The 18,887-nt window shown below is 66.1% G+C and carries 18 protein-coding genes; 8 read left to right on the top strand and 10 right to left on the bottom strand.

The genetic code is table 11. From position 1 onward, the window contains the following. Nucleotides 1-8 precede the first annotated feature (8 nt). Nucleotides 9-668 (top strand): hypothetical protein, encoded by a 660-nt coding sequence (locus tag ACCD07_RS05410; RefSeq protein WP_413446733.1) that lies wholly within the window; start codon nucleotides 9-11, stop codon nucleotides 666-668. Between the two features lie 12 nt (nucleotides 669-680). Here the strand turns inward: ACCD07_RS05410 and ACCD07_RS05405 are convergent, their stop codons facing one another. Then, nucleotides 681-1,574 (bottom strand): LysR family transcriptional regulator, encoded by an 894-nt coding sequence (locus tag ACCD07_RS05405; RefSeq protein ID WP_353401169.1) that lies wholly within the window; start codon nucleotides 1,572-1,574, stop codon nucleotides 681-683. An 89-nt stretch (nucleotides 1,575-1,663) separates the two neighbouring features. Here ACCD07_RS05405 and ACCD07_RS05400 point away from each other — a divergent pair, with 89 nt between their 5' ends. From ACCD07_RS05400 to ACCD07_RS05390, 3 genes are read left to right on the top strand one after another with little or no spacing between them, the layout of a single operon-like run. Further along, nucleotides 1,664-2,650: a zinc-binding dehydrogenase gene (locus tag ACCD07_RS05400; RefSeq protein ID WP_353401171.1), complete on the top strand. Its 987-nt coding sequence runs from the start codon at nucleotides 1,664-1,666 to the stop codon at nucleotides 2,648-2,650. Nucleotides 2,651-2,699: 49 nt separating this feature from the next. Next, the gene (locus ACCD07_RS05395) at nucleotides 2,700-3,026 is read left to right on the top strand and encodes an ArsR/SmtB family transcription factor (protein ID WP_176652316.1); all 327 of its coding nucleotides are present in this window, start codon (nucleotides 2,700-2,702) and stop codon (nucleotides 3,024-3,026) included. Then, nucleotides 3,023-4,027, top strand: a complete 1,005-nt coding sequence (locus ACCD07_RS05390) for a cation diffusion facilitator family transporter (RefSeq protein WP_353401173.1) — start codon at nucleotides 3,023-3,025, stop codon at nucleotides 4,025-4,027. The genes ACCD07_RS05395 and ACCD07_RS05390 overlap by 4 nt, the downstream gene beginning before the upstream one ends. Nucleotides 4,028-4,036: 9 nt before the next feature. On the opposite strand, the gene cysK is transcribed toward ACCD07_RS05390, so the two are convergent. The 3 genes from cysK to tcdA all read right to left on the bottom strand — a co-directional run bounded on the left by cysK (nucleotide 4,037) and on the right by tcdA (nucleotide 6,414). Then, nucleotides 4,037-4,969 (bottom strand): cysteine synthase A, encoded by a 933-nt coding sequence (gene cysK / locus ACCD07_RS05385; RefSeq protein WP_353401175.1) that lies wholly within the window; start codon nucleotides 4,967-4,969, stop codon nucleotides 4,037-4,039. Nucleotides 4,970-5,009: 40 nt separating this feature from the next. Then, nucleotides 5,010-5,501 carry an FKBP-type peptidyl-prolyl cis-trans isomerase gene (locus ACCD07_RS05380; protein ID WP_413446732.1) on the bottom strand — a complete coding sequence of 164 codons (492 nt, stop codon included), beginning with the start codon at nucleotides 5,499-5,501 and terminating at the stop codon, nucleotides 5,010-5,012. A gap of 70 nt (nucleotides 5,502-5,571) precedes the next feature. After that, nucleotides 5,572-6,414, bottom strand: a complete 843-nt coding sequence (gene tcdA / locus ACCD07_RS05375; protein ID WP_176652312.1) for a tRNA cyclic N6-threonylcarbamoyladenosine(37) synthase TcdA — start codon at nucleotides 6,412-6,414, stop codon at nucleotides 5,572-5,574. A gap of 75 nt (nucleotides 6,415-6,489) precedes the next feature. Between tcdA and pdxH the strand changes: the two genes are divergently transcribed. Together pdxH and ACCD07_RS05365 are read left to right on the top strand one after the other, a co-directional pair. Next, nucleotides 6,490-7,722 carry a pyridoxamine 5'-phosphate oxidase gene (gene pdxH, locus ACCD07_RS05370; RefSeq protein WP_413446731.1) on the top strand — a complete coding sequence of 411 codons (1,233 nt, stop codon included), beginning with the start codon at nucleotides 6,490-6,492 and terminating at the stop codon, nucleotides 7,720-7,722. 72 nt (nucleotides 7,723-7,794) lie between these two features. Continuing rightward, nucleotides 7,795-9,144: a cyclopropane-fatty-acyl-phospholipid synthase family protein gene (locus ACCD07_RS05365; RefSeq protein ID WP_353401181.1), complete on the top strand. Its 1,350-nt coding sequence runs from the start codon at nucleotides 7,795-7,797 to the stop codon at nucleotides 9,142-9,144. Here ACCD07_RS05365 and ACCD07_RS05360 read toward each other — a convergent pair. The 3 genes from ACCD07_RS05360 to msrA are packed head-to-tail and all read right to left on the bottom strand — an operon-like array spanning nucleotide 9,078 to nucleotide 12,969. Next, entirely contained in the window at nucleotides 9,078-11,369 is a 2,292-nt protein-coding gene (locus ACCD07_RS05360; RefSeq protein ID WP_413446730.1) for an ATP-binding protein, read from the bottom strand. The genes ACCD07_RS05365 and ACCD07_RS05360 overlap by 67 nt on opposite strands. Next, on the bottom strand, nucleotides 11,347-12,414 hold the full coding sequence (locus ACCD07_RS05355) for an HD domain-containing phosphohydrolase (protein WP_176652309.1): 1,068 nt from the start codon (nucleotides 12,412-12,414) through the stop codon (nucleotides 11,347-11,349). The genes ACCD07_RS05360 and ACCD07_RS05355 overlap by 23 nt, the downstream gene beginning before the upstream one ends. A gap of 27 nt (nucleotides 12,415-12,441) precedes the next feature. Continuing rightward, nucleotides 12,442-12,969 carry a peptide-methionine (S)-S-oxide reductase MsrA gene (gene msrA, locus ACCD07_RS05350; RefSeq protein WP_413446729.1) on the bottom strand — a complete coding sequence of 176 codons (528 nt, stop codon included), beginning with the start codon at nucleotides 12,967-12,969 and terminating at the stop codon, nucleotides 12,442-12,444. A gap of 118 nt (nucleotides 12,970-13,087) precedes the next feature. On the opposite strand from msrA, the gene ACCD07_RS05345 reads away from it, so the two are divergent. Both ACCD07_RS05345 and ACCD07_RS05340 read left to right on the top strand, forming a co-directional pair. Further along, nucleotides 13,088-13,591, top strand: a complete 504-nt coding sequence (locus ACCD07_RS05345) for a flavin reductase family protein (protein WP_176652307.1) — start codon at nucleotides 13,088-13,090, stop codon at nucleotides 13,589-13,591. 89 nt (nucleotides 13,592-13,680) lie between these two features. Further along, nucleotides 13,681-14,865 (top strand): acyl-CoA dehydrogenase, encoded by a 1,185-nt coding sequence (locus ACCD07_RS05340; protein WP_353401185.1) that lies wholly within the window; start codon nucleotides 13,681-13,683, stop codon nucleotides 14,863-14,865. A 53-nt stretch (nucleotides 14,866-14,918) separates the two neighbouring features. On the opposite strand, the gene ACCD07_RS05335 is transcribed toward ACCD07_RS05340, so the two are convergent. The 3 genes from ACCD07_RS05335 to ACCD07_RS05325 all read right to left on the bottom strand — a co-directional run bounded on the left by ACCD07_RS05335 (nucleotide 14,919) and on the right by ACCD07_RS05325 (nucleotide 18,778). Further along, a complete protein-coding gene (locus ACCD07_RS05335) occupies nucleotides 14,919-15,599 on the bottom strand; it encodes an OmpW/AlkL family protein (RefSeq protein WP_413446728.1) in 681 nt (226 codons plus the stop codon). A 74-nt stretch (nucleotides 15,600-15,673) separates the two neighbouring features. Continuing rightward, the gene (locus tag ACCD07_RS05330; protein WP_353401188.1) at nucleotides 15,674-17,050 is read right to left on the bottom strand and encodes an esterase; all 1,377 of its coding nucleotides are present in this window, start codon (nucleotides 17,048-17,050) and stop codon (nucleotides 15,674-15,676) included. A gap of 183 nt (nucleotides 17,051-17,233) precedes the next feature. Continuing rightward, nucleotides 17,234-18,778, bottom strand: a complete 1,545-nt coding sequence (locus tag ACCD07_RS05325; RefSeq protein ID WP_413446727.1) for an alpha/beta hydrolase family protein — start codon at nucleotides 18,776-18,778, stop codon at nucleotides 17,234-17,236. Nucleotides 18,779-18,887: the final 109 nt, after the last annotated feature.

Below are 18,887 nucleotides of genomic sequence, written 5' to 3'. Positions count from 1 at the left end.
GAAGACACATGCACTTTGAAGTCCCCAAGGCCAGCTCTTTCAAGGAATTCGGCGGCGAGTACCTGATGATCGTCATCAGCATCATCACCGCGCTGGCGCTGGAGCATGGCGTGCAAACCCTGCACCACCGCCACCTGGCGCATGAAGCCGGCACCCGCATCGACGCCGAGATCCAGGCCAATGTCCGCGAACTCGACCAGGTACTGACCCACAACACCGCCGAGCTGACCAAGCTGCAGGCGCTGCGCGCGCAGCTGCTGGCCGGCATCCAGGACAAGGGCGGCAGCCAGGCGCTGATCGACAAGCTGGAGTTGAAGAACAAGCTGGGCCTGAGCGTGCTGACCCCGGCGCTGCGGCGCGAGGCATGGGAAGTGGCGGTCGCCAGCCAGGCGGTCAGCTGGATGTCGCAGCAGGAGCTGGAACGGTATTCGGGCCTGTATGCCGGCATGCGCGACGTGCAGATGATCAATGCCAGCGGCGGCAACAATTTCCTCAACGGCCCGGGCATGATGGACACGATCAGCGATGTGCGCATGGGCGACGGCGATCCGAAGGCGATTTTCCGCATGCTGAGCCAGATGATCACCGCCTACAGCAGCCTGGACGGCAACCTGCAGGCGCTGCGCAACGACCTGGCCAAATCCGTGCCGCCCGCCCCGCATTCCTGACGCACTCCTGATCTACGGCAGATGCGCCACCAGGTGCTCCCACAGCCGGGTGGCGACCGGACCGTGGGCGACATCGCGGCGGCGCGCGATGACCAGTTCCAGCTCGCTTTCGCGGAAATGGTCGCCGGCCATCGACAGCAGCCGCCCCTGCGCCAGATCCTCTTCCACCAGGTACAGCGGCATATGCCCCCATCCCATCCCTTGCAGGATCACCTCGCGCTTCATGAACTGATCGGCGACGGTGCAGCGGCGGGCGCCGTCCACCACGAAGTAGTCGCGCGGGGCGCCGTTGCGCGCGCTGTCGCGTATCACGCATTGCACGTAGGGCCGCATCATTTCCGGCGTGATGCCGGCGTGCACCGGAAAATCCAGGAAATCGGGCGCCACCACCGGCACCAGCCGGACGCGCTGCCATCCCCTGGCGTCGAAGCGCATCTCCGCCTGCTCGAGGTGATGGAAGATCAAGTCCGCCTCGCCGCTTTGCAGGCGCTCCCACGGGCCTGACAGGGCCTCGAAATGCAGGTCCAGCCTGGTCCCCGGGCACTGCGCAAAAAAACGCCGCAGCAAATGCAAGGTCGCCGGCAGCGGGCACAGGTCGCCGATCACCACCGCCAGCCTGACTTCCTCCCCCATGGCGATCTGCCGAGCCTGCGTTTCCATCTGCCTGGCGCTGTCCAGCATCTGCCTGGCCCGGTCCAGGAAGGCCTCGCCGGCGGCGGAGACGGCGACCCGGTAGCCGCTGCGGTCGAACAGCGCCAGCCCCAGTTGGCGCTCGAGGCTGGCGACGGCGGCAAACACGCTGGGATGGGAGCGGTGCAGCCGGGTCGCGGCCTTTTGAAAGCTGCCCAGTTCGGCGACCGCCAGGAAGCATGCCAGTTCATGCAGGGTGAATCCAACAGAGTTCATAAATCCTACAGAGATTGACAAGATTTTCCAATTTTATCCGAATATGTTTTCCCATACAGTCGTGGCTCGACCACTTTCAGGAGAACCTCATGCGTGCCATACAAATCGCCCAGTTCGGCGGTCCCGACCAGTTGCAGCCGGTGCAGCTGCCCACACCGGTGCCCGCTCCCGGCCAGGTGCTGATCCGCGTCCAGGCGTTCGGCCTGAACCGCGCGGAAACCTATATGCGCCAGGGCTTGTGGGGCGAAGTCGCCAGGGTGCCGGGCATCGAGTGCGTCGGCATCGTGGCCGCGGCGCCGGGAACCGGGCTGCGTGAAGGCGACACCGTGGCCGCCATCATGGGCGGCATGGGGCGCACCATCAACGGCAGCTACGCGGAATATGCGTGCGTCCCGGCCGGCAATGTGGTGCCGCTGCGCTCGTCGCTGCCGTGGGCCGATCTGGCCGCGATACCGGAATCGTATGCAACCGCCTGGGCCTGCTTGCACGACAACCTGGAATTGCGTCCCGGGCAAACCCTGCTGGTACGCGGCGCCAGCTCCGCGCTGGGCCAGGCCGCGACCAATATCGCGGCCCACGCGGGCGCGCAGGTGATCGCCACCACGCGCCGTCCGGCTGCGCTCGAGACCCTGTTGAAAGACAACGGCGCCCGCCACGTCATCGAGGAACAGCCCAGCCTGGCCGCCGCCGTGCGCGCCATCGCTCCCGGCGGCGTCGACGCGGTGCTGGACCTGGTGGGCAACACCACGCTGCTCGATTCGCTGGCCCTCGCGGCCCGGCCCGGCCGCGTCTGCCAGGCAGGCTTCCTCGGCGGCCTCGGGCCGCTGGCCGGCTTCCTGCCGCTGCAACATCTGCCGCCGCGGGTGCAGCTGAGCTTTTTCGGCAGCTTCGCCTTCGGCTCGCCGGGATTCGAGCTGGACCGGGTGCCCCTGCAGCAAATCGTCGAGCGGGTGGAACAGGGCCACTACCGGGCAAGGCCGGCGCGGGTATTTTCCTTCGAAGACATCGTCGGCGCCCATGAATACCTGGAGTCCGGCACGGGAACGGGCAAGGCTGTTGTGACCGTACTACCCTGACGCCGGCATTTTCTGCTAACATGTGAATACCTATTCACTTGTTAGCATTATGAGTTGCCAACACGACTATACCGTCTGCGATCCCGCGATTGCCCAGCTGGCCGATCTGTTCCACCTGCTGGGCGATCCGACGCGCCTGCGCATCGTGCTTGCCTGCGTGGCGGCGCCGATCGCCGTCAGCGACATCGCCTCCTCCCTTGAACTGAGCAGCTCCCTGGTCAGCCACCACTTGCGCCTGCTGCGCGCGGCGCGCATCGTCAAGTCCGAGCGCCAGGGCAAGCAGGTTTTCTACTCCGCAGCCGACGCCCATATCAGCGGCGTCCTCAACGATATGCTCGAACATATCGCCGAACCTTCCAACGGGAACGAAGCATGAGCCAGCACCACGACCATCACGACCACGATCATCATGACCACGACCATGGCCACGCGCCGGCCAAGGCCAAGGCGCACAGCCACGATCATGGGCACGACCACAGCCACGGCCACCACCACGGCGACCCGAACACCATGGGCCGCGCCTTCGCCATCGCCATCGTGCTCAACACCGTGTTCGTGGCGATCGAGTTCTTCTACGGCTTCCTGGCCAACTCCACCGCGCTGATGGCCGACGCCGGCCACAACCTGTCGGACGTGCTGGGCCTGATGCTGGCCTGGGGCGCCGCCATCCTGGCCCGGCGTACGCCGAACGGCCGCTATACCTACGGCCTGCGCAGCACCTCGATGCTGGCCGCGCTGTTCAATTCGATGCTGCTGATGGCGGCCTGCGGCGGCATCGCCTGGGAAGCCGTGCAGCAGCTGGTGCATCCGGAACCGGTGGCCGGCCTGACGGTGTCGGTGGTGGCCGGCGTCGGCATCCTGGTCAACGGTTTCTCGGCCTGGCTGTTCATGTCCGGCAGCAAGGACGACATCAACATCCGCGGCGCCTACCTGCACATGGCCGCCGACGCCGCCATCTCGCTGGGCGTGCTGGTGGCCGGCGTCATCGTCCGCTATTCCGGCTGGAACTGGCTGGACCCGCTGGTCAGCATGGCCATCGTCGCCTTCATCGCCTACAGCACCTGGTCGCTGTTGAAGCAGGCCATGCGCATGATGCTGGCCGCCGTGCCGGACAATGTGGACCGCGCCGAGATCGAAGCCTTCCTGCGCAGCCAGCCCGAGGTGAGCGAGGTGTGCGACGTGCACATCTGGGCCATGAGCACCACCGAGACGGCGCTGACGGCGCAACTGGTCACGCCGGCCGGCCACCCCGGCGACGGCGCCATCGACGCCATCAGCCGCCAGCTGCGCGAGGAATTCTCGATCCAGCACAGCACGCTGCAGATCCGCCTCGGCACCGGCGCGCAGGAATGCTGCCTGCAGCCGGCGCCGCACTAAGCTAAGCGGTTAGTCCGCCAGGTTGGCGTACAGCGGCGTGCTCAGATAGCGCTCGCCAAAGGACGGGATGATCACCACGATGATCTTGCCCGCGCTCTCCGGCCGCCGCGCCACCTGCAGCGCGGCCCACAGCGCGGCGCCGGAAGAGATCCCCACCAGCAGCCCTTCCTGGCTGGCTGCCAGGCGCGCGGTCTCGAACGCATCCTCGTTTTTCACGCCGATGATTTCATCGTAGACCTTGGTGTTCAGCACCGCCGGCACGAAGCCGGCGCCTATGCCCTGGATCGGGTGCGGACCCTTGGTGCCCTTGGCCAGCATCGGCGACGCCTCCGGTTCCACCGCGATGCAGCGGAATTCCGGCTTGCGCGCCTTGATCACCTCGCCCACGCCGGTGATCGTGCCGCCGGTGCCGACGCCGGCCACCAGGATGTCGGCGCGGCCGTCGGTATCGGCCCAGATTTCCTCGGCCGTCGTGCGGCGATGCACGTCGGGATTGGCGGGATTGTTGAACTGCTGCGGCATCAGGTAGCGGCGGTCGCCCTCGGCCAGCTCCTCGGCCTTGCGGATCGCGCCCAGCATGCCTTCGCTGCCCGGCGTCAGTATCAGTTCAGCGCCGTAGGCGCGCAGCAGCAGGCGCCGTTCGCGGCTCATGGTGTCCGGCATGACCAAGGTGCAGCGGTAGCCGCGCGCGGCGCAGACCATCGCCAGCGCGATGCCGGTGTTGCCGCTGGTCGGTTCGAGGATGATGGTGTCGGGACGGATCTGGCCGGCCGCTTCGGCCGCTTCGATCATGGACAGGCCGATGCGGTCTTTCACGCTGTGGGCCGGGTTGCAGTATTCCAGCTTGGCCAGTACCTGGGCGGTGCTGCCCTTGGCCAGCCGGTTCAGCCGTACCAGCGGGGTACGGCCGATCAATTCGGTTACGTCGTTGGCTATCTTCATCAGAACCTCCGGGGTGGGACGGAGGTTCCAGTCTACGCCTTTATTTGACGTCCATCAGCTCCACGTCGAAGATCAGCGCGGAATTCGGCGGGATGCCGCTGCCCGGCGACGGGCGCGAGCCGTAAGCCAGTTCCGACGGGATGATCAAGGTGCGCTTGCCGCCCACCTTCATGCCCTGGATGCCCTGGTCCCAGCCCTTGATGACGCGGCCGGCGCCCAGCACGAAGTCCAGCGGCTCGCCGCGCGGGATCGACGAGTCGAACAGCTTGCCGTGCATGCCTTTCGCCAGCGGACGATACAGCCAGCCCGAGTAGTGCATGTAGACGGTGGCGCCGGTGGTCGCTTCCTTGCCGGTGCCGACCTTGGTGTCGGTGACGATCAGCTGCTCGGCGGCCGGGCCCGGCGTGGCCGAGCCGACCACCAGCGGCGGTGGCGGCGCATCGGCGGCGGTGGCCGGCGCGGCCGGGGTTTGCGCCTGGGCCACGGAGGCCGCCAGCGCGCACAGTGCAACGAATACGGAACTACGCATCATATGGTTTTCTTTCGATGGGTCTGGGACAGCGGGCTATGATAGCAAACCTGTATCGCGAACTGGATAAAACTTACATCGTCGCGGCGGCCGGTACCGCCGGTTGCACGCTCTCGGCCAGCTTGAGCAGCACCTGGCTGGCGGCCACCATGCCGAAGGTGGCGGTGACCACCATCGCCGAGCCGAAGCCGGCGCAGTTCAAACCGGTGACCCCGCCGGCGCGCTCGTCGCCGTCCACCGCGCACGCCTCGCCCGTTTCCGGGAACTTCAGCGGCTCCATCGAGAACACCGCGTCGACGTGGAACTTGGTCTTTTCGCCGCGCGGATAGCCGTACTGGCTGCGCAGCACCTTGCGCACTTTTTTCAGCAGCGGTTCCTGCTCGGTGCGCGCCAGGTCGCGCACGGCGATCTGGGTCGGATCGGTCTGGCCGCCGGCGCTGCCGATGATGATCATCGGCAGCGCGTGCTGACGGCACCAGGCGATCATCGCCGCCTTGGCCTTGACGCTGTCGATGGCGTCGACCACGTAGTCGTACCTGCCCGCGCCCAGCATCTGCTCCAGGTTGTCCGGCGTGACGAAGTCCTCGATCTGGTTGACCACGCAGAACGGATTGATCTGGGCGATGCGCTCGGCCAGCGCGCCGATCTTGGCCTGGCCGACGGTGCCGCTCAGGGCCTGGATCTGGCGGTTGATGTTGGACTCGGCGACGTTGTCCAGATCAATCAAGGTCAGCTGGCCGATGGCGCTGCGCGCCAGCGCCTCGACGATCCAGGAGCCGACGCCGCCGGTGCCGACCACGCACACGTGGGCGCCGCGGAAGCGCGCCAGCGCGCGCTCGCCATAGAGGCGGGCGATGCCGCCGAAGCGGCGCTCGAAGTCGATATCGTCGAATTGGGTGGGGGCGATGGAGTTCATAGCCGACATTTTAACGGACGCTGCAACAAAAATTATTTTAGAATGACTTTCTACCTTAGCCAGAGCGCCCATCCCATGAGTACCTTGTTTGACACCGCCCCCGATTTCAGCCAGCCGATAGCAGTCTTGAAACATTGCCACGACAAGATACGCCAGCAGCTGGAAACGCTGCAGAAGCTGCTGGCGTATTTGCCCAAGCACGGCGCCGACGCCGAGGCGCAAAAGGCCGCGCAAGCGGTGCAGAAATATTTCAACAAGGCGGCCCACCTGCACCACGACGACGAGGAGCAAAACCTGGTGCCGATGCTGCAGGCCACCGCGCGCGGCGCCGACGCCGCGCTGCTGGCCGAGCTGGTGCCCGGCATTTTGGCCGACCACCAGCAAATGGACCAAGACTGGCATATAATTAATTCACAACTTGATCAAATTGCAAATGGGCAAAGTACCGCCTTGTCGGCGCAGGATGTCCAGCGTTTCTGCGACGCCTACGCGGCCCATATGACCAAGGAAGAAACGCACGTCGCGCCGATGGCCAAGCGCCTGTTCAGCCCGGAGCAGATGGCCCAGCTGGGCAGCGCGATGCAGGTGCGGCGCGGCATCGCCCCGGCCCTGCCGCAAAGCCAGGTGCCGGAGCAGCAACAGGTGGCGGTGGCCAACACGGTGGCCGACGGCGTGGTGCTGGCGGACCTGCGCCTCGATTACGGCCGCGCCAGTTTGACGGAACACGATGTGCTGGACGATCCGATCGCCCAGTTCGGCAAGTGGTTTGAAGAAGCCCTGCGCGCCCAGGTCAATGAACCGAACGCGATGAGCGTGGCGACGGTGGGTGCGGACGGCAAGCCCAGTTCGCGCATTGTGCTGATCAAGCAGTACGACCAGCGCGGCTTCACCTGGTACACCAATTACGAGAGCCAGAAAGGCCGGCAACTGCGCGCCAATCCGCACGCCGCGCTGTTATTCTTTTGGAGCGAGTTGGAACGCCAGGTGCGGATAGAAGGCAAGGTGGAGCGCACCTCCGCCGAAGAGAGCGACAAGTATTTTTACAGCCGGCCGGTGAAAAGCCAGATCGCCGCGATCGCATCGCAGCAGAGCGCGCGGATCGCCAACCGGGAACAGATGGAAGCCAATTACGATGCCGCCGCCGCGGTCGGCGGCGAACATCCGGTGCGGCCGGAACACTGGGGCGGCTACCGCCTCGATCCGGTGCGCATCGAGTTCTGGCAGGGACGCCGTTCGCGTTTCCATGACCGGATCGTGTACGTCAAACAGGCAGATGGAAGCTGGGTGAAGGAACGCTTGCAGCCGTAGCACCGGCGCGCCGGGCGGGACACCAGGCCATCGCTTGCGATGGTCTTTTTGTTTCTGAACTCGGAGGTTATCTTGTTTGTACAGAACCGACTCAGCACCTGGATCTCGGGCATCCGCCAGCAAATCGCGCTGCCGCTGCGCATCGAACTGTGGAACGGCCAGCATGTCGATTTCTCCGACCAGCCGCCGCGCGTGACGATACGGCTGCCCAATGTGTCGGCGGCGCGCTACCTGCTGACGCCGTCGCTGTCCAACCTCGGCGCCGCCTATGTCGAAGGCGCGATCGAGGTCAAGGGCCGCGCGCACGACATGATCGCCATCGTCAACGCGCTGGCGCGCACCACGCTCAAGGCCGAGGGCAAGTTCGCCCGCATCGTGCGCGGCATGGCCCACAGCAAGCAGAAGGACGCGGAGGCGATCCGCTACCACTACGACGTGTCCAACGAGTTCTACGCGCAGTTCCTCGATCCCAACATGGTGTATTCCTGCGCCTATTTCGAGAACGGCGACGAGGACCTGGCCGTGGCCCAGGTCAAGAAGATCGACCACATCCTGCGCAAGATCGAGCTCAAGCCCAACCAGACGCTGCTCGACATCGGCTGCGGCTGGGGCGCGCTGGTGATACGCGCGGCGCAGCAGTACAAGGCGCGCTGCGTCGGCGTCACGCTGTCCGAAAACCAGTTCGCGCTGGCCAAGGAGCGGGTGCGGCGCGCCGGGCTGGAACACCTGGTCGAGATCCGCCTGCAGGACTACCGCGACGTGCGCGGCCAGTTCGACCGCATCACCAGCGTCGGCATGTTCGAGCACGTCGGCGTCAAGCACCTGCCCGAGTATTTCGCGGCCATCAACAGGCTGCTGGCGCCGGACGGCGTGGTGATGAACCACGGCATCACCACCACCGATCCGGACAACGGCGAGACGCCGTACGGCGGCGGCGAGTTCATTGAAAAATACGTGTTCCCGCACGGCGAACTGGCGCACGTCGGCAACGTGCTCAAGACCATGCAGCAAGGGGGGCTGGAAGTGTTCGACGTGGAGAACCTGCGCCGCCACTACGCCCGCACCTGCGCGATCTGGACCGACAATTTCGAGGCCGGGGCCGAGCGCGCGCGGGCGCTGGCGGGCGACAAGCGCTATCGGATCTGGCACGTCTACCTGGCCGGCTGCAGCTATGCCTTCGAGCAGGACTGGATCAGCCTGTACCAGATCGTCGGCCGCAAGGCGGCGCAACGCAGCGGCACGCTGCCCTGGTCGCGCAAGCATATGTATCCGTCGGCGGCGGACAATACGAGCAATGGCACCGGCGCCGGGAACTACGCGCTCGGCGGCGACGGCCTGCCGGCGTTCGCGCTGCTTCAGGACGATGGCGGCGCGGCCGTGGCGTCGACGCCGCCGGCGATCAAGGCCTTCAGCGCCTCGTAGACCTGCTCCAGCGCCGACTCCAGGCGCACGGCGGCCGATTGCCACGGCTGGCCGGCATGCAACGCCGCCGACAGCTGCTCGGCCAGCGCCACCGCGCGCGCGGCGCCGAAGTTGACCAGCACGCCCTTGAGGCTGTGCACGGCGCGCGTGCTGCGTTCGGTCTCGCCCGACGCCAGCGCCGCGCCCAGTTCCTGCCACAGCTGCGGGCCGTCCTGCAGGAACAGCGCGGCCAGTTCCAGCAGCAGTTCGGTATCGCCGTCCAGCCGCTGCAGCGCGCCGCGCCAGTCCAGCAACTGATGGCCGCTGTCGGGCTGATAGCGCTGCAGCATTTCGCGCAGCTGCTGGCTGTCGACCGGCTTGGACAGGTAGTCGTCCATGCCCGCCTCCATGCAGCGCTCGCGGTCGCCGGCCATGGCGCGCGCGGTCATCGCGATGATCGGCACATGGCCGCCCTGCGCCAGCTCGCGCAGGCGGATCTGGCGCGTGGCCGCCAGGCCGTCCAGGGCCGGCATCTGCACGTCCATCAGGATCACGTCGAAGCCGCCGTGCACCGCGCTGTCGAGCACGGCCAGGCCGTTGTCGACCAGGGTGACGCGGTGGCCCAGCTTTTCCAGCAGCCGCATCGCCAGCCGCTGGTTGACCGGATTGTCTTCGGCCAGCAGCACGCGCAGGCCGCCGAGCGCGGGCGCAGTGGTGGCCGCCGACGCCGGCGAGTATGAAGGCAATGCGTCGCCCTCGGCGGTCAGCACGCTGGGCCCCATGTTCGCGCCCGGGGCCTGCACCGGCAGCGGCGGCAGCGGCGCCGCCTGCGTCACCCCGGTGTGCTGCAGCGGCACGGTAAAGCTGAACACGCTGCCCCGCCCCGGTTCGCTGCTGACGTCTATCCGTCCCTGCATCAGGATCACCAGCCGGCGGCAGATCGCCAATCCCAGGCCGGTGCCGCCGTACTGGCGCGTGGTGGAACCGTCGACCTGGGCAAACGCCTCGAAGATCATGTGCTGCTTTTCGGCCGGCACGCCGATGCCGGTGTCGCGCACGGCAAACGTGATGTCGCTGCGGCCGTCGTGCTCGGGACCGGCGCCCAGCGCCACCGTCACGCCGCCGTGTTCGGTGAACTTGATGGCGTTGCCGACCAGGTTCAGCAGCACCTGGCGCAGCCGCCCCGGATCGCCCTTCATGATGCGCGGCAGTTCCGGCGCCAGCTCGCCGGCCAGCGCCAGCCCTTTCTGCCGGGCGCGCAAGCCCATCGCGCGCAGCGTGTCGCCCACCAGCTGGTGCAGGTCGAACGGCACTTCCTCGATCTCCAGCTTGCCCGCCTCGATCTTGGAAAAGTCGAGGATGTCGTCGACGATGTGCAGCAGGGCGTCGGCCGAGGCCTTGACCAGCCCCAGGTCGGCGCGCTGCTCGGCGTTGAGTCCGGACTCCAGCACCAGCTCGGTCATGCCGAGGATGCCGTTCATCGGCGTGCGGATTTCATGGCTCATATTGGCCAGGAATTCGCTCTTGGCGCGGCTGGCCGCCTCGGCCGATTCCACCGCGTGCTGCATGGCGGCGCGGGCGGCGCGCTGCTCGCTGATGTCGATGAAATAGCCGAGCATATAGGACAGCCCGCCGCTGTTGATCACCTTGCGGCTGACCAGCACGTCGATCGGCGGGTCGACGCTGGTCATGCGCCGTTCGCTGGTGACCAGCCGGCCGCTGCTCCACGCCTGTTCGTCCTCGCGCAAGGTGGCGGCGGCCCAGCGCGGCGAGGCGAAGTCGCCGATGGTGCGGCCGAGGATTTCCGCCCGCGAGCGCTGCGTGAATTCCTCGAAGCGGCTGTTGAAGCGCAGGAAGCGGCCGGCGCGGTCCTTGAGGAAGACGGGGATAGGCAGCTGGTCGAGGATCTGCTCGGTCAGCTCCTGCTGGTCGCGCGCGGCCCGGTCGGCCGCGGATTCGGTCGGCGTGGTCAGGTCGGCGTGCAGGTCGCGCTGCAGGCCGGCCAGCTTGGCCGCGGTCTTGTCGCGCCAGGTGCCGACGTTGCCGCGCTGCTGGCGGTTTTCCTTGCGCAGCAGCGAGTTGGCCAGGCGCAGCTGGGTGGACTCGGTCTCCAGTTCGGCCAAGGTGATCAGCAGCCGTTCCAGCGCGGCCTCGTCGCCCAGGCCGAACGCCTGCCGTATCGGCCCGATCAGGCTGTCGCGGCGCAGCGCCGGCGCCGGCCAGCTAGGCGGTGGCGACTGTGGCATCGCCAGCCTGGTCGGGTTCGTCGCGGAAACGGGCGCGGATGTGCTGCACGTCGTCCCAGCGCGCCAGCAAGGCGTCGACGCAGCGCCGGTCGAAATGCGTGTTGCAGTTGTCCAACAAGTGACGGCGGGCGTCCTCCATGCTCCAGGCTTGCTTGTACGGCCGCACGCTGGTCAGCGCGTCGAACACGTCGGCCACGGCGACGATGCGGCCCACCAGCGGAATGGCCTCGCCGGCCAGGCCGCGCGGGTAGCCGTTGCCGTCCCAGCGCTCGTGGTGGGTCAGCGCGATCTCGGCCGCCAGCTGCAGCATGCGCGCCTGGCAATCCTTGAGGATGTTGTAGCCGATGCCGGCGTGCTGGCGCATCACCACCATTTCCTCGTCGTTCAGGCGGCCCGGCTTGAGCAGGATGTGGTCCGGCGTGCCGACCTTGCCGATGTCGTGCATGGGCGCGGCGTTGAGGATGTCGTCCTGCTGTTCTGCGGACAGGCCCAGCTGGCCGGCGATCAGCTTCGAATAGTGGGCCATGCGCTGGATGTGGGCGCCGGTCTCGGGATCGCGGTACTCGGAGGCGCGGCACAGCAGCATGATGGTTTCCTGCTCGCGCGCGCGCAGCTCGGCGGTGGCCTTGCTGACCTCGTCCGCCAGCCAGCTGGCGCGGTGCTGCAGGCTCAAGGTGGCGCTGCGCAGCGCCAGCATGTTGCGGGTGCGGGCCAGGAACTCGACCTTGTCGATCGGTTTGATGAGGAAATCGCTGGCGCCGTTTTCCAGCGCGCGGTGGCGCACGTCGACGTCGACGCTGGCGGTCACCATCAGCACCGGCGGGCGCTGGTCCGGCGGCGCGGCCAGCGCGGCGATCAGCTCCAGCCCGTTCATGTCCGGCATCATGTAATCGACGATCAGCAGATCGTAGGGGTTGGCGTTGCACCAGGCCAGCGCCTCGCGCGCCGACTGGAACGACATCGTGCTGACGTCCTGCAGTTTATCGACCAGCCGCGACATCAGCACCAGGTTGATATGGGTGTCGTCGACCAGTACCACCTTCATGCATGCCTCCGGGCTTAGTCGTTCTTATTATTTCAAGCGATGCGTGTACGTCTTCTTGAACTTGGCCACCTTGGGCGCCACCACGAAGGCGCAATAGCCCTGCAGCGGATGCTGGCGGAAGTAGTCCTGGTGATAGTCCTCGGCCTTGTAGTAGGGCTGGGCCGGCGACAGTTCGGTGACGATGGGCGCGTCCCACACTCCCGCCATTTCGGCGATCACCTGGCGCGCCGTGGCTTCCTGCTGCGGCGACTGGTGGTAGATCACCGAGCGGTACTGGGTGCCGACGTCGTTGCCCTGGCGGTTCAGGGTGGTCGGGTCGTGGATGGTGAAGAAGATTTCCAGCAGGTCGCGATAGCTGACGACGGCCGGATCAAAGTCCAGTTTCACCACTTCGGCATGGCCGGTGTCGCCGGCGCAGACTTGCTCGTAGGTCGGGTTGGGCTGATGGCCGCCCGTGTAGCCGGACTCAACGTGGGTAACGCCCTTCACTTCCAGATACACCGCCTCGATGCACCAGAAACAGCCTCCGCCCAGTATCGCGGTTTCGATTGTCATCACTCCCCCTGCGTAGAAGACTGCCCGGTTCTGTCCATGAGTGACTGTAACGCAAACCGGGGCAATACGCTATCGCGGGGCAAACTTTGGCATAATGTCAGAAATATACAGGCCAACCATGCACACACGTTCTCCCCGCGCCCAACAGCGCTCCTTCGATACCCCCCATTTCCGCCAGGCCCTGGGGCAGTTCGCCACCGGCGTCACCGTCATCACGACGCGGTTGGCGGACGGCACTTTCCGTGGCCTGACGGCGAGTTCCTTCAATTCGGTATCGCTGGATCCGCCGCTGGTGCTGTGGAGCCTGGCCACCTCGGCCAACAGCATGCCCATCTTCACCGGCAACTCGCATTACGTCATCAATGTGCTGTCGGCCGGCCAGGCGCACCTGGCCAAGCTGTTTTCCACGCGCGGCGTCAATCCGTGGGACAGCGTGGAATACGAACTGTCGCGCACCGGCCAGCCGATCCTGAAAGGCTCGTCGGCCTGGTTCGAATGCCACAACCGCAGCCGCTATCCCGAGGGCGACCACGTCATTTTCGTCGGCGAGGTCGAGCTGTGCGCGGTCACGCCGGCGCCGCCGCTGATTTTCCACGGCGGGCAATTCTGCAGTCTGGGCTAAAAACGGAAATTGGTGTCGCCATTTGAAAAGCCGGCCCCCGTGTGACGGCATAGAATGCTGGGCAGCATACACCACAATGAGAGACCACCATGAGCCAAGCCCGCGCCCAATTCCACTGGGATGATCCCCTCCTGCTGGACCAGCAACTGACCGACGACGAGCGCATGGTGCGCGACGCCGCCGCCGCCTATTGCCAGGACAAGCTGCAGCCGCGCATCCTCGAAGCGTTCCGCCACGAGCAAATGGACACCTCCATCTTCCGCGAAATGGGCGAACTGGGCCTGCTCGGCCCGACCATCCCGGAACAGTACGGCGGTCCCGGCCTGAACTACGTGTCCTACGGCCTGATCGCGCGTGAAGTCGAGCGCGTCGATTCCGGCTACCGCTCGATGATGAGCGTGCAGTCGTCGCTGGTGATGGTGCCCATCTACGAATTCGGCACCGAGGAACAGAAACAGAAATACCTGCCGAAACTGGCCACCGGCGAGTGGATCGGCTGCTTCGGCCTGACCGAGCCCAACCACGGCTCCGATCCCGGCTCGATGATCACCCGCGCCAAGAAGGTGGCGGGCGGCTACGCGCTGACCGGTTCCAAGATGTGGATCACCAATTCGCCGGTGGCCGACGTGTTCGTGGTCTGGGCCAAGGACGATGAAGGCGCGATCCGCGGCTTCGTGCTGGAAAAAGGCATGGCCGGCCTGAGCGCGCCCGCGATCCACGGCAAGTTCGGCCTGCGCGCCTCGGTGACCGGCGAGATCGTCATGGACAATGTGTTCTGCCCGGAAGAGAACGCCTTCCCGGACGTGCGCGGCCTGAAGGGTCCGTTCACCTGCTTGAACTCGGCGCGCTACGGCATCGCCTGGGGCGCGCTGGGCGCGGCGGAAGACTGCTGGCACACGGCGCGCCAGTACGTGCTGGACCGCTCGCAGTTCGGCCGTCCGCTGGCCGCCAACCAGCTGGTGCAGAAGAAGCTGGCCGACATGCAGACCGAAATCACGCTGGGCCTGCAGGGCTGCCTGCAGCTGGGCCGCATGAAGGATGCCGGCACGGCGGCGGTGGAAATCACCTCGATGATGAAGCGCAACTCCTGCGGCAAGTCGCTGGACGTCGCCCGCGTGGCGCGCGATATGCTGGGCGGCAACGGCATCTCGGACGAGTTCGGCATCATCCGCCACATGGTGAACCTGGAAGTGGTCAATACCTACGAAGGCACGCATGACATCCATGCGCTGATCCTGGGCCGGGCCCAGACCGGCATCCAGGCCTTCCAGTAAAGCTAAAAAAAAACCGCTGCCGAGGCAGCGGTTTCTCATTGTGCGGCCGCTTTCTAGAAGCCCTTGAAGGCATAGCCGATGCTGACGTTGACCGCCAGCGGATCCAGGCGCACGTCCTGGGTCTGACCGGTCGAGTAATGCGCGGTGGTTTTCAGCTTGGTCTTGATGACCGAAGCGTCGATGAACCACTTCTCGTTGATCTTCAACGTGCCGCCGATCTGGTAGCTGGCCGCCCACTTGTCATCGAGCTTGAAGGTTGCGCCAGGGCCGCCGGTGTTCAGGATCGAGGTCAGCTGGCCCGAACCACGCTCCTTCTGGAACATGGCGTAGGTGATGCCCAGGCCCACGTACGGACGGAACATCGAGTTGGCCGGCAGGAAGCGGTACTGGATAAAGGCGGTCGGCGGCAGCACTTCGGCCGTGGCCAGCTTGCCCGTGCCCTGAATGGCGCCGGCGCCCTCCAGCTCGTGCTTGTACGGCAGACCCAGATCCAGTTCGGCCGAGATGTTGTCGGTCACCATGTAGGCAACCGCAAAGCGCGGCTTGGTATCCGAACCGACGTCGGTCTTGGTGCCTGGCAGCGCCGGCGCCGAAACGTCGCCCGAGTCGACTTTAGGGGTGATCTTGTTGACGCCCAGCGTGCCCAGCCAGGTGCCCTGGGTTTGTTGTGCGGATGCAGCCGAGGCTACCGTCATCGCGGCGGCCAGCGCCAGCAGTTTTACCGTGTTCTTCATATCGTCTCCAGATTTATTGTGTTGTGAGTCCGGCAGCCGGCGCCCTCAGGCGGCGGCTGCCTGCGACGACAGAATTACAGCCAGCCCTTGACCACCAGCTTCTCGGCCACATAACGGGCCAGCAGCAGGTTGGTGAACGGCGTCGGGTGGACGTCGTCGGCGAAGGACCAGTGGCTGATATCGCCGGACTTGACGTTGCTGGCGTTGCAGACCAGCGAGCTGGCCAGCGGGTTCTTGGCAGGGGTCAGGTCGCAGGCGGTTTCCGACACGTTGGTCAGGCCGTATGGGCCGGGGTTGGTGGCCTGGTCGTGGCTGGCGGCAAACACGTCCACGATCAGCACCTTGGTTTCCGACGACAGGCCGGTGGTCAGCGCGGTGTTGAAGGCGCTGACCATGGCGTTGATCAGGGCCTGGGTCGATGCCGACTGGCCGCGGCCCGACGGCGTGGTGGCCACGTCCGGCAGGTTGTTCACGGTGACGAAGTTGGCGCCGTTGGCGACGATCTGGGTTTTCACCAGGGTGGCCAGTTCGGTGCCGGCGGTCGTCATGGCGGCGACCAGGTCGGGACCGTGGGCGGTGGCATAGTCGGCACCAGCCTTGGCGCCGGCGGCGGTCGCGTCGGTGGTGGCCTTGGCCACCATCGGACCGTAGACGGCAGGCGATGCCACAGCCGAGTTGCCTGGCTGGATGGCGGCGGCGCCGATGGCGGCCTGGGTGATCGTGGTCTGGGTGCTGCCAGGACGCGCCGCTTCGGTGCCCGCGGCCAGGCCGATGGCCTGGGCGGCGGTCTGCGGGTTGGTGGCGCCGGCGGCCAGCTGGCCCACCAGGCTGGTCACATAGGCTTGGCCGCCGGCGGCGGTACCGGCCGCGGTGGCGTCGGCGCTCAGCTTGGACAGGTTGAACAGCACGTCGTTACCGCCGGCCATGACCAGCACCAGCTCGTCGCCCTTGAATTTGCCGCCGACGGCTTTCAGGTGGTTGGCCACCTGGGTGACCACAGGAATGGTCAGCGCGCCCAGCGGGCTGCCGGTCAGCTTGTTGCCTGGGCCGACAGGGTTGGTCACACGGGCGCCGCCCTGTGCATAGCCGTAGCAGCCGGCGTGGGCTACTTGCGGCACCGAGAAGCCTTGGGCTGCATTGCCGTCGAGGCCGGTAATCGCGGGGCATGGCGCGGCCACGCCGATTTGCGCGGCCATCAGTTCGGTCCAGTTCTTGCCCGTCAGCGTGGACACGGTGGCGGAGCTGTCGCCGTTGATCGTGAATTTGCCACCCTTCAGCGCAGCCACGGTGCCGACAGCGTAGGAGCCGACGTCGGACAGGCTATCGCCAAACGATACCTGGGCGCTGAACTTGTTCTTGAGGGTTTGGTTGCCAGGTGCTGGATCTGTACCGCCGCAGCCTGCAAGGACGGCCAAGGCCATTGCAGCGAGTGCAAATTTGGTGTGACGCATATTGTCTCCTAGGAATTTTATTTTGTGATGTGATACGAACGGCCGTGCTATTCGCAACACAACTAATATGCCAGCCTTGAGCAACGTTGTATAGAGGAGCACGCAATTGAGCGTCCTTTTTGTGGCTAAAAAGAACGTTTGCTCGGTGTCAATTTCGGCATGAAAGCGAGTCCGGCAGTATTTTCACCGCGATGGTGCGGAATCGAAGAAGTTTCTTGCCTCACGCATACAGAATGGCGCCACCAGGCCGGCATGGTAGCTGTCGGCGACGGCCTTGTTGGCATCGCTCCCGCTGCCGCCGCCGCTGATGACCGAAAGCCGCAGCAATGCCTTGGCGGCGGCGAACTCCGCGCGCGCGTTGCGGTAGTCGGTGAGCAGCGCGGAGTCGTCCAGATCCAGCACCGTCAATTGCAGCGACGACATGGCCTGGGCGCGGAAATAAGCGCCGGCGGCATCGGTATTGGCGAACGGCACCACCGGGTCCTGGTTGCCGCCGCACAGGAACAGCGGCACGCTCGGCGTGTAGGTGCGCAGGTCGTTCTTCAGCAGCCACTTGCGCAGCGGCTGCGCCGGCGCGCAGGCCAGCGGCGTGCTCGAGTTGGTATTGCACGGATTGGCCTTCAGATCGGCCAGGTAGCTGTTGCGGTAGCTGGTCTTGAGCAAATGGTCGGCGCCGAAATAGGAAGCGTAGCCGGCCGCCTGCGGCAGCGAATCGGCCGCGAACAGCACGTCGTTCGGCAGCTTGCCGGCGGCGACCAGGTCGCCCAGGCCCAGGGTGCCGGGCAGCAGCGTGTCGATGCCGGTGGCGTATTTGTCTTCGTAGACGTCGTTCAGGCTGGTGTACAGGCCGGCGCCGGCGCGCTGCCCGGCGTTGATCAGCATCGGCAGGAAAGCGCTGGAACCGACCGTCGGCGCGCCGTTGAAGATGGCGTCGCCGAACTGCAGCAAGGCGTACGGGCCGGACATCGGCGCCGCCGCCGTGACCTTGAATTCGCCCGAGTATTTGGTCTGCATCGCGCGCTGCGTGGCCAGCGCCACAAAGCCGCCCTGAGAGTAACCGCTCACCATCAGCCGGCTGGACGCGGTCGCGTTGATGGCGCCGAACGCGCTGCGCGCGGCGCGCAAGGCGTCGATCATGTCGTTGGCCTGCTGCTCGGCGTCGAGATAGGCGTGGTAGGCCATGGCCGAGCCGGCGTAACCGCCGTAGTTCGGCGCCACCACGATGTAGCCCTGCGCCGCGAACATCGCCGCCATCAGGCGCGCCTCGGTGCCGGCCAGGTTGGCCATGTCGGTGGCTTTCGAGGCCGAGGTGCCGTGCGCGTACAGCATCACCGGACGGCCGCCCTGGCACGCCGGATCAGTGCCGGACGGCACCATGATGGCGGTGCTGGCGTCGGTGTCGGCGGCCATGCCGTCGACCGTGTGGTATCTGACGGTGTAGGTGGTGACGGCGCAGGTCGGCGTGCCGGTGACGGCGCTGCCGTAGCTGACCGAGGCCTGCACCAGGTTTCTCATCGTGACGGGATCGACGGTGTTCAGCGTGGCGCCGGCGCTCACAACGGCAGGCACCAGGGTGGCGCCGCCGATGACGACGCCGCGCAACTGCGTAACGGGAGGCTGGGTGACGACGGTGCCGCCGGTATGGTCGGCGGACGAACCGCCACCGCCGCCGCACGAAGCCAACAGGACTGCCGGGAAAATCAGGGAAAGACGGGGGCCGCGCATCATCGCATCCTTGCTAGTGAATTCAAGGTCGCCGAGCGATTTTTTCGGCCGGCAACCGTTTCATCGTAGCAGGAAAGCAAACCGCAAGCACCATGATGTTGCGGTGCCCACA

This window comes from Duganella sp. Dugasp56 (assembly GCF_047304105.1).
Lineage (GTDB): Bacteria > Pseudomonadota > Gammaproteobacteria > Burkholderiales > Burkholderiaceae_D > Rugamonas > Rugamonas hordei.
Note: the sequence above shows the minus strand (reverse complement) of the source record. Positions and strands in the feature narration are given on the sequence as shown.

What these genes read in the sequence shown, in the direction of transcription:
- ACCD07_RS05410 (WP_413446733.1), top strand. Translation starts at nt 9, where the DNA reads ATGCACTTTGAAGTCCCCAAGGCCAGCTCTTTCAAGGAATTCGGCGGC.
- ACCD07_RS05405 (WP_353401169.1), bottom strand. Translation starts at nt 1,574, where the DNA reads ATGAACTCTGTTGGATTCACCCTGCATGAACTGGCATGCTTCCTGGCG.
- ACCD07_RS05400 (WP_353401171.1), top strand. Translation starts at nt 1,664, where the DNA reads ATGCGTGCCATACAAATCGCCCAGTTCGGCGGTCCCGACCAGTTGCAG.
- ACCD07_RS05395 (WP_176652316.1), top strand. Translation starts at nt 2,700, where the DNA reads ATGAGTTGCCAACACGACTATACCGTCTGCGATCCCGCGATTGCCCAG.
- ACCD07_RS05390 (WP_353401173.1), top strand. Translation starts at nt 3,023, where the DNA reads ATGAGCCAGCACCACGACCATCACGACCACGATCATCATGACCACGAC.
- cysK (WP_353401175.1), bottom strand. Translation starts at nt 4,969, where the DNA reads ATGAAGATAGCCAACGACGTAACCGAATTGATCGGCCGTACCCCGCTG.
- ACCD07_RS05380 (WP_413446732.1), bottom strand. Translation starts at nt 5,501, where the DNA reads ATGATGCGTAGTTCCGTATTCGTTGCACTGTGCGCGCTGGCGGCCTCC.
- tcdA (WP_176652312.1), bottom strand. Translation starts at nt 6,414, where the DNA reads ATGAACTCCATCGCCCCCACCCAATTCGACGATATCGACTTCGAGCGC.
- pdxH (WP_413446731.1), top strand. Translation starts at nt 6,490, where the DNA reads ATGAGTACCTTGTTTGACACCGCCCCCGATTTCAGCCAGCCGATAGCA.
- ACCD07_RS05360 (WP_413446730.1), bottom strand. Translation starts at nt 11,369, where the DNA reads ATGCCACAGTCGCCACCGCCTAGCTGGCCGGCGCCGGCGCTGCGCCGC.
- ACCD07_RS05355 (WP_176652309.1), bottom strand. Translation starts at nt 12,414, where the DNA reads ATGAAGGTGGTACTGGTCGACGACACCCATATCAACCTGGTGCTGATG.
- msrA (WP_413446729.1), bottom strand. Translation starts at nt 12,969, where the DNA reads ATGACAATCGAAACCGCGATACTGGGCGGAGGCTGTTTCTGGTGCATC.
- ACCD07_RS05345 (WP_176652307.1), top strand. Translation starts at nt 13,088, where the DNA reads ATGCACACACGTTCTCCCCGCGCCCAACAGCGCTCCTTCGATACCCCC.
- ACCD07_RS05340 (WP_353401185.1), top strand. Translation starts at nt 13,681, where the DNA reads ATGAGCCAAGCCCGCGCCCAATTCCACTGGGATGATCCCCTCCTGCTG.
- ACCD07_RS05335 (WP_413446728.1), bottom strand. Translation starts at nt 15,599, where the DNA reads ATGAAGAACACGGTAAAACTGCTGGCGCTGGCCGCCGCGATGACGGTA.
- ACCD07_RS05330 (WP_353401188.1), bottom strand. Translation starts at nt 17,050, where the DNA reads ATGCGTCACACCAAATTTGCACTCGCTGCAATGGCCTTGGCCGTCCTT.
- ACCD07_RS05325 (WP_413446727.1), bottom strand. Translation starts at nt 18,778, where the DNA reads ATGATGCGCGGCCCCCGTCTTTCCCTGATTTTCCCGGCAGTCCTGTTG.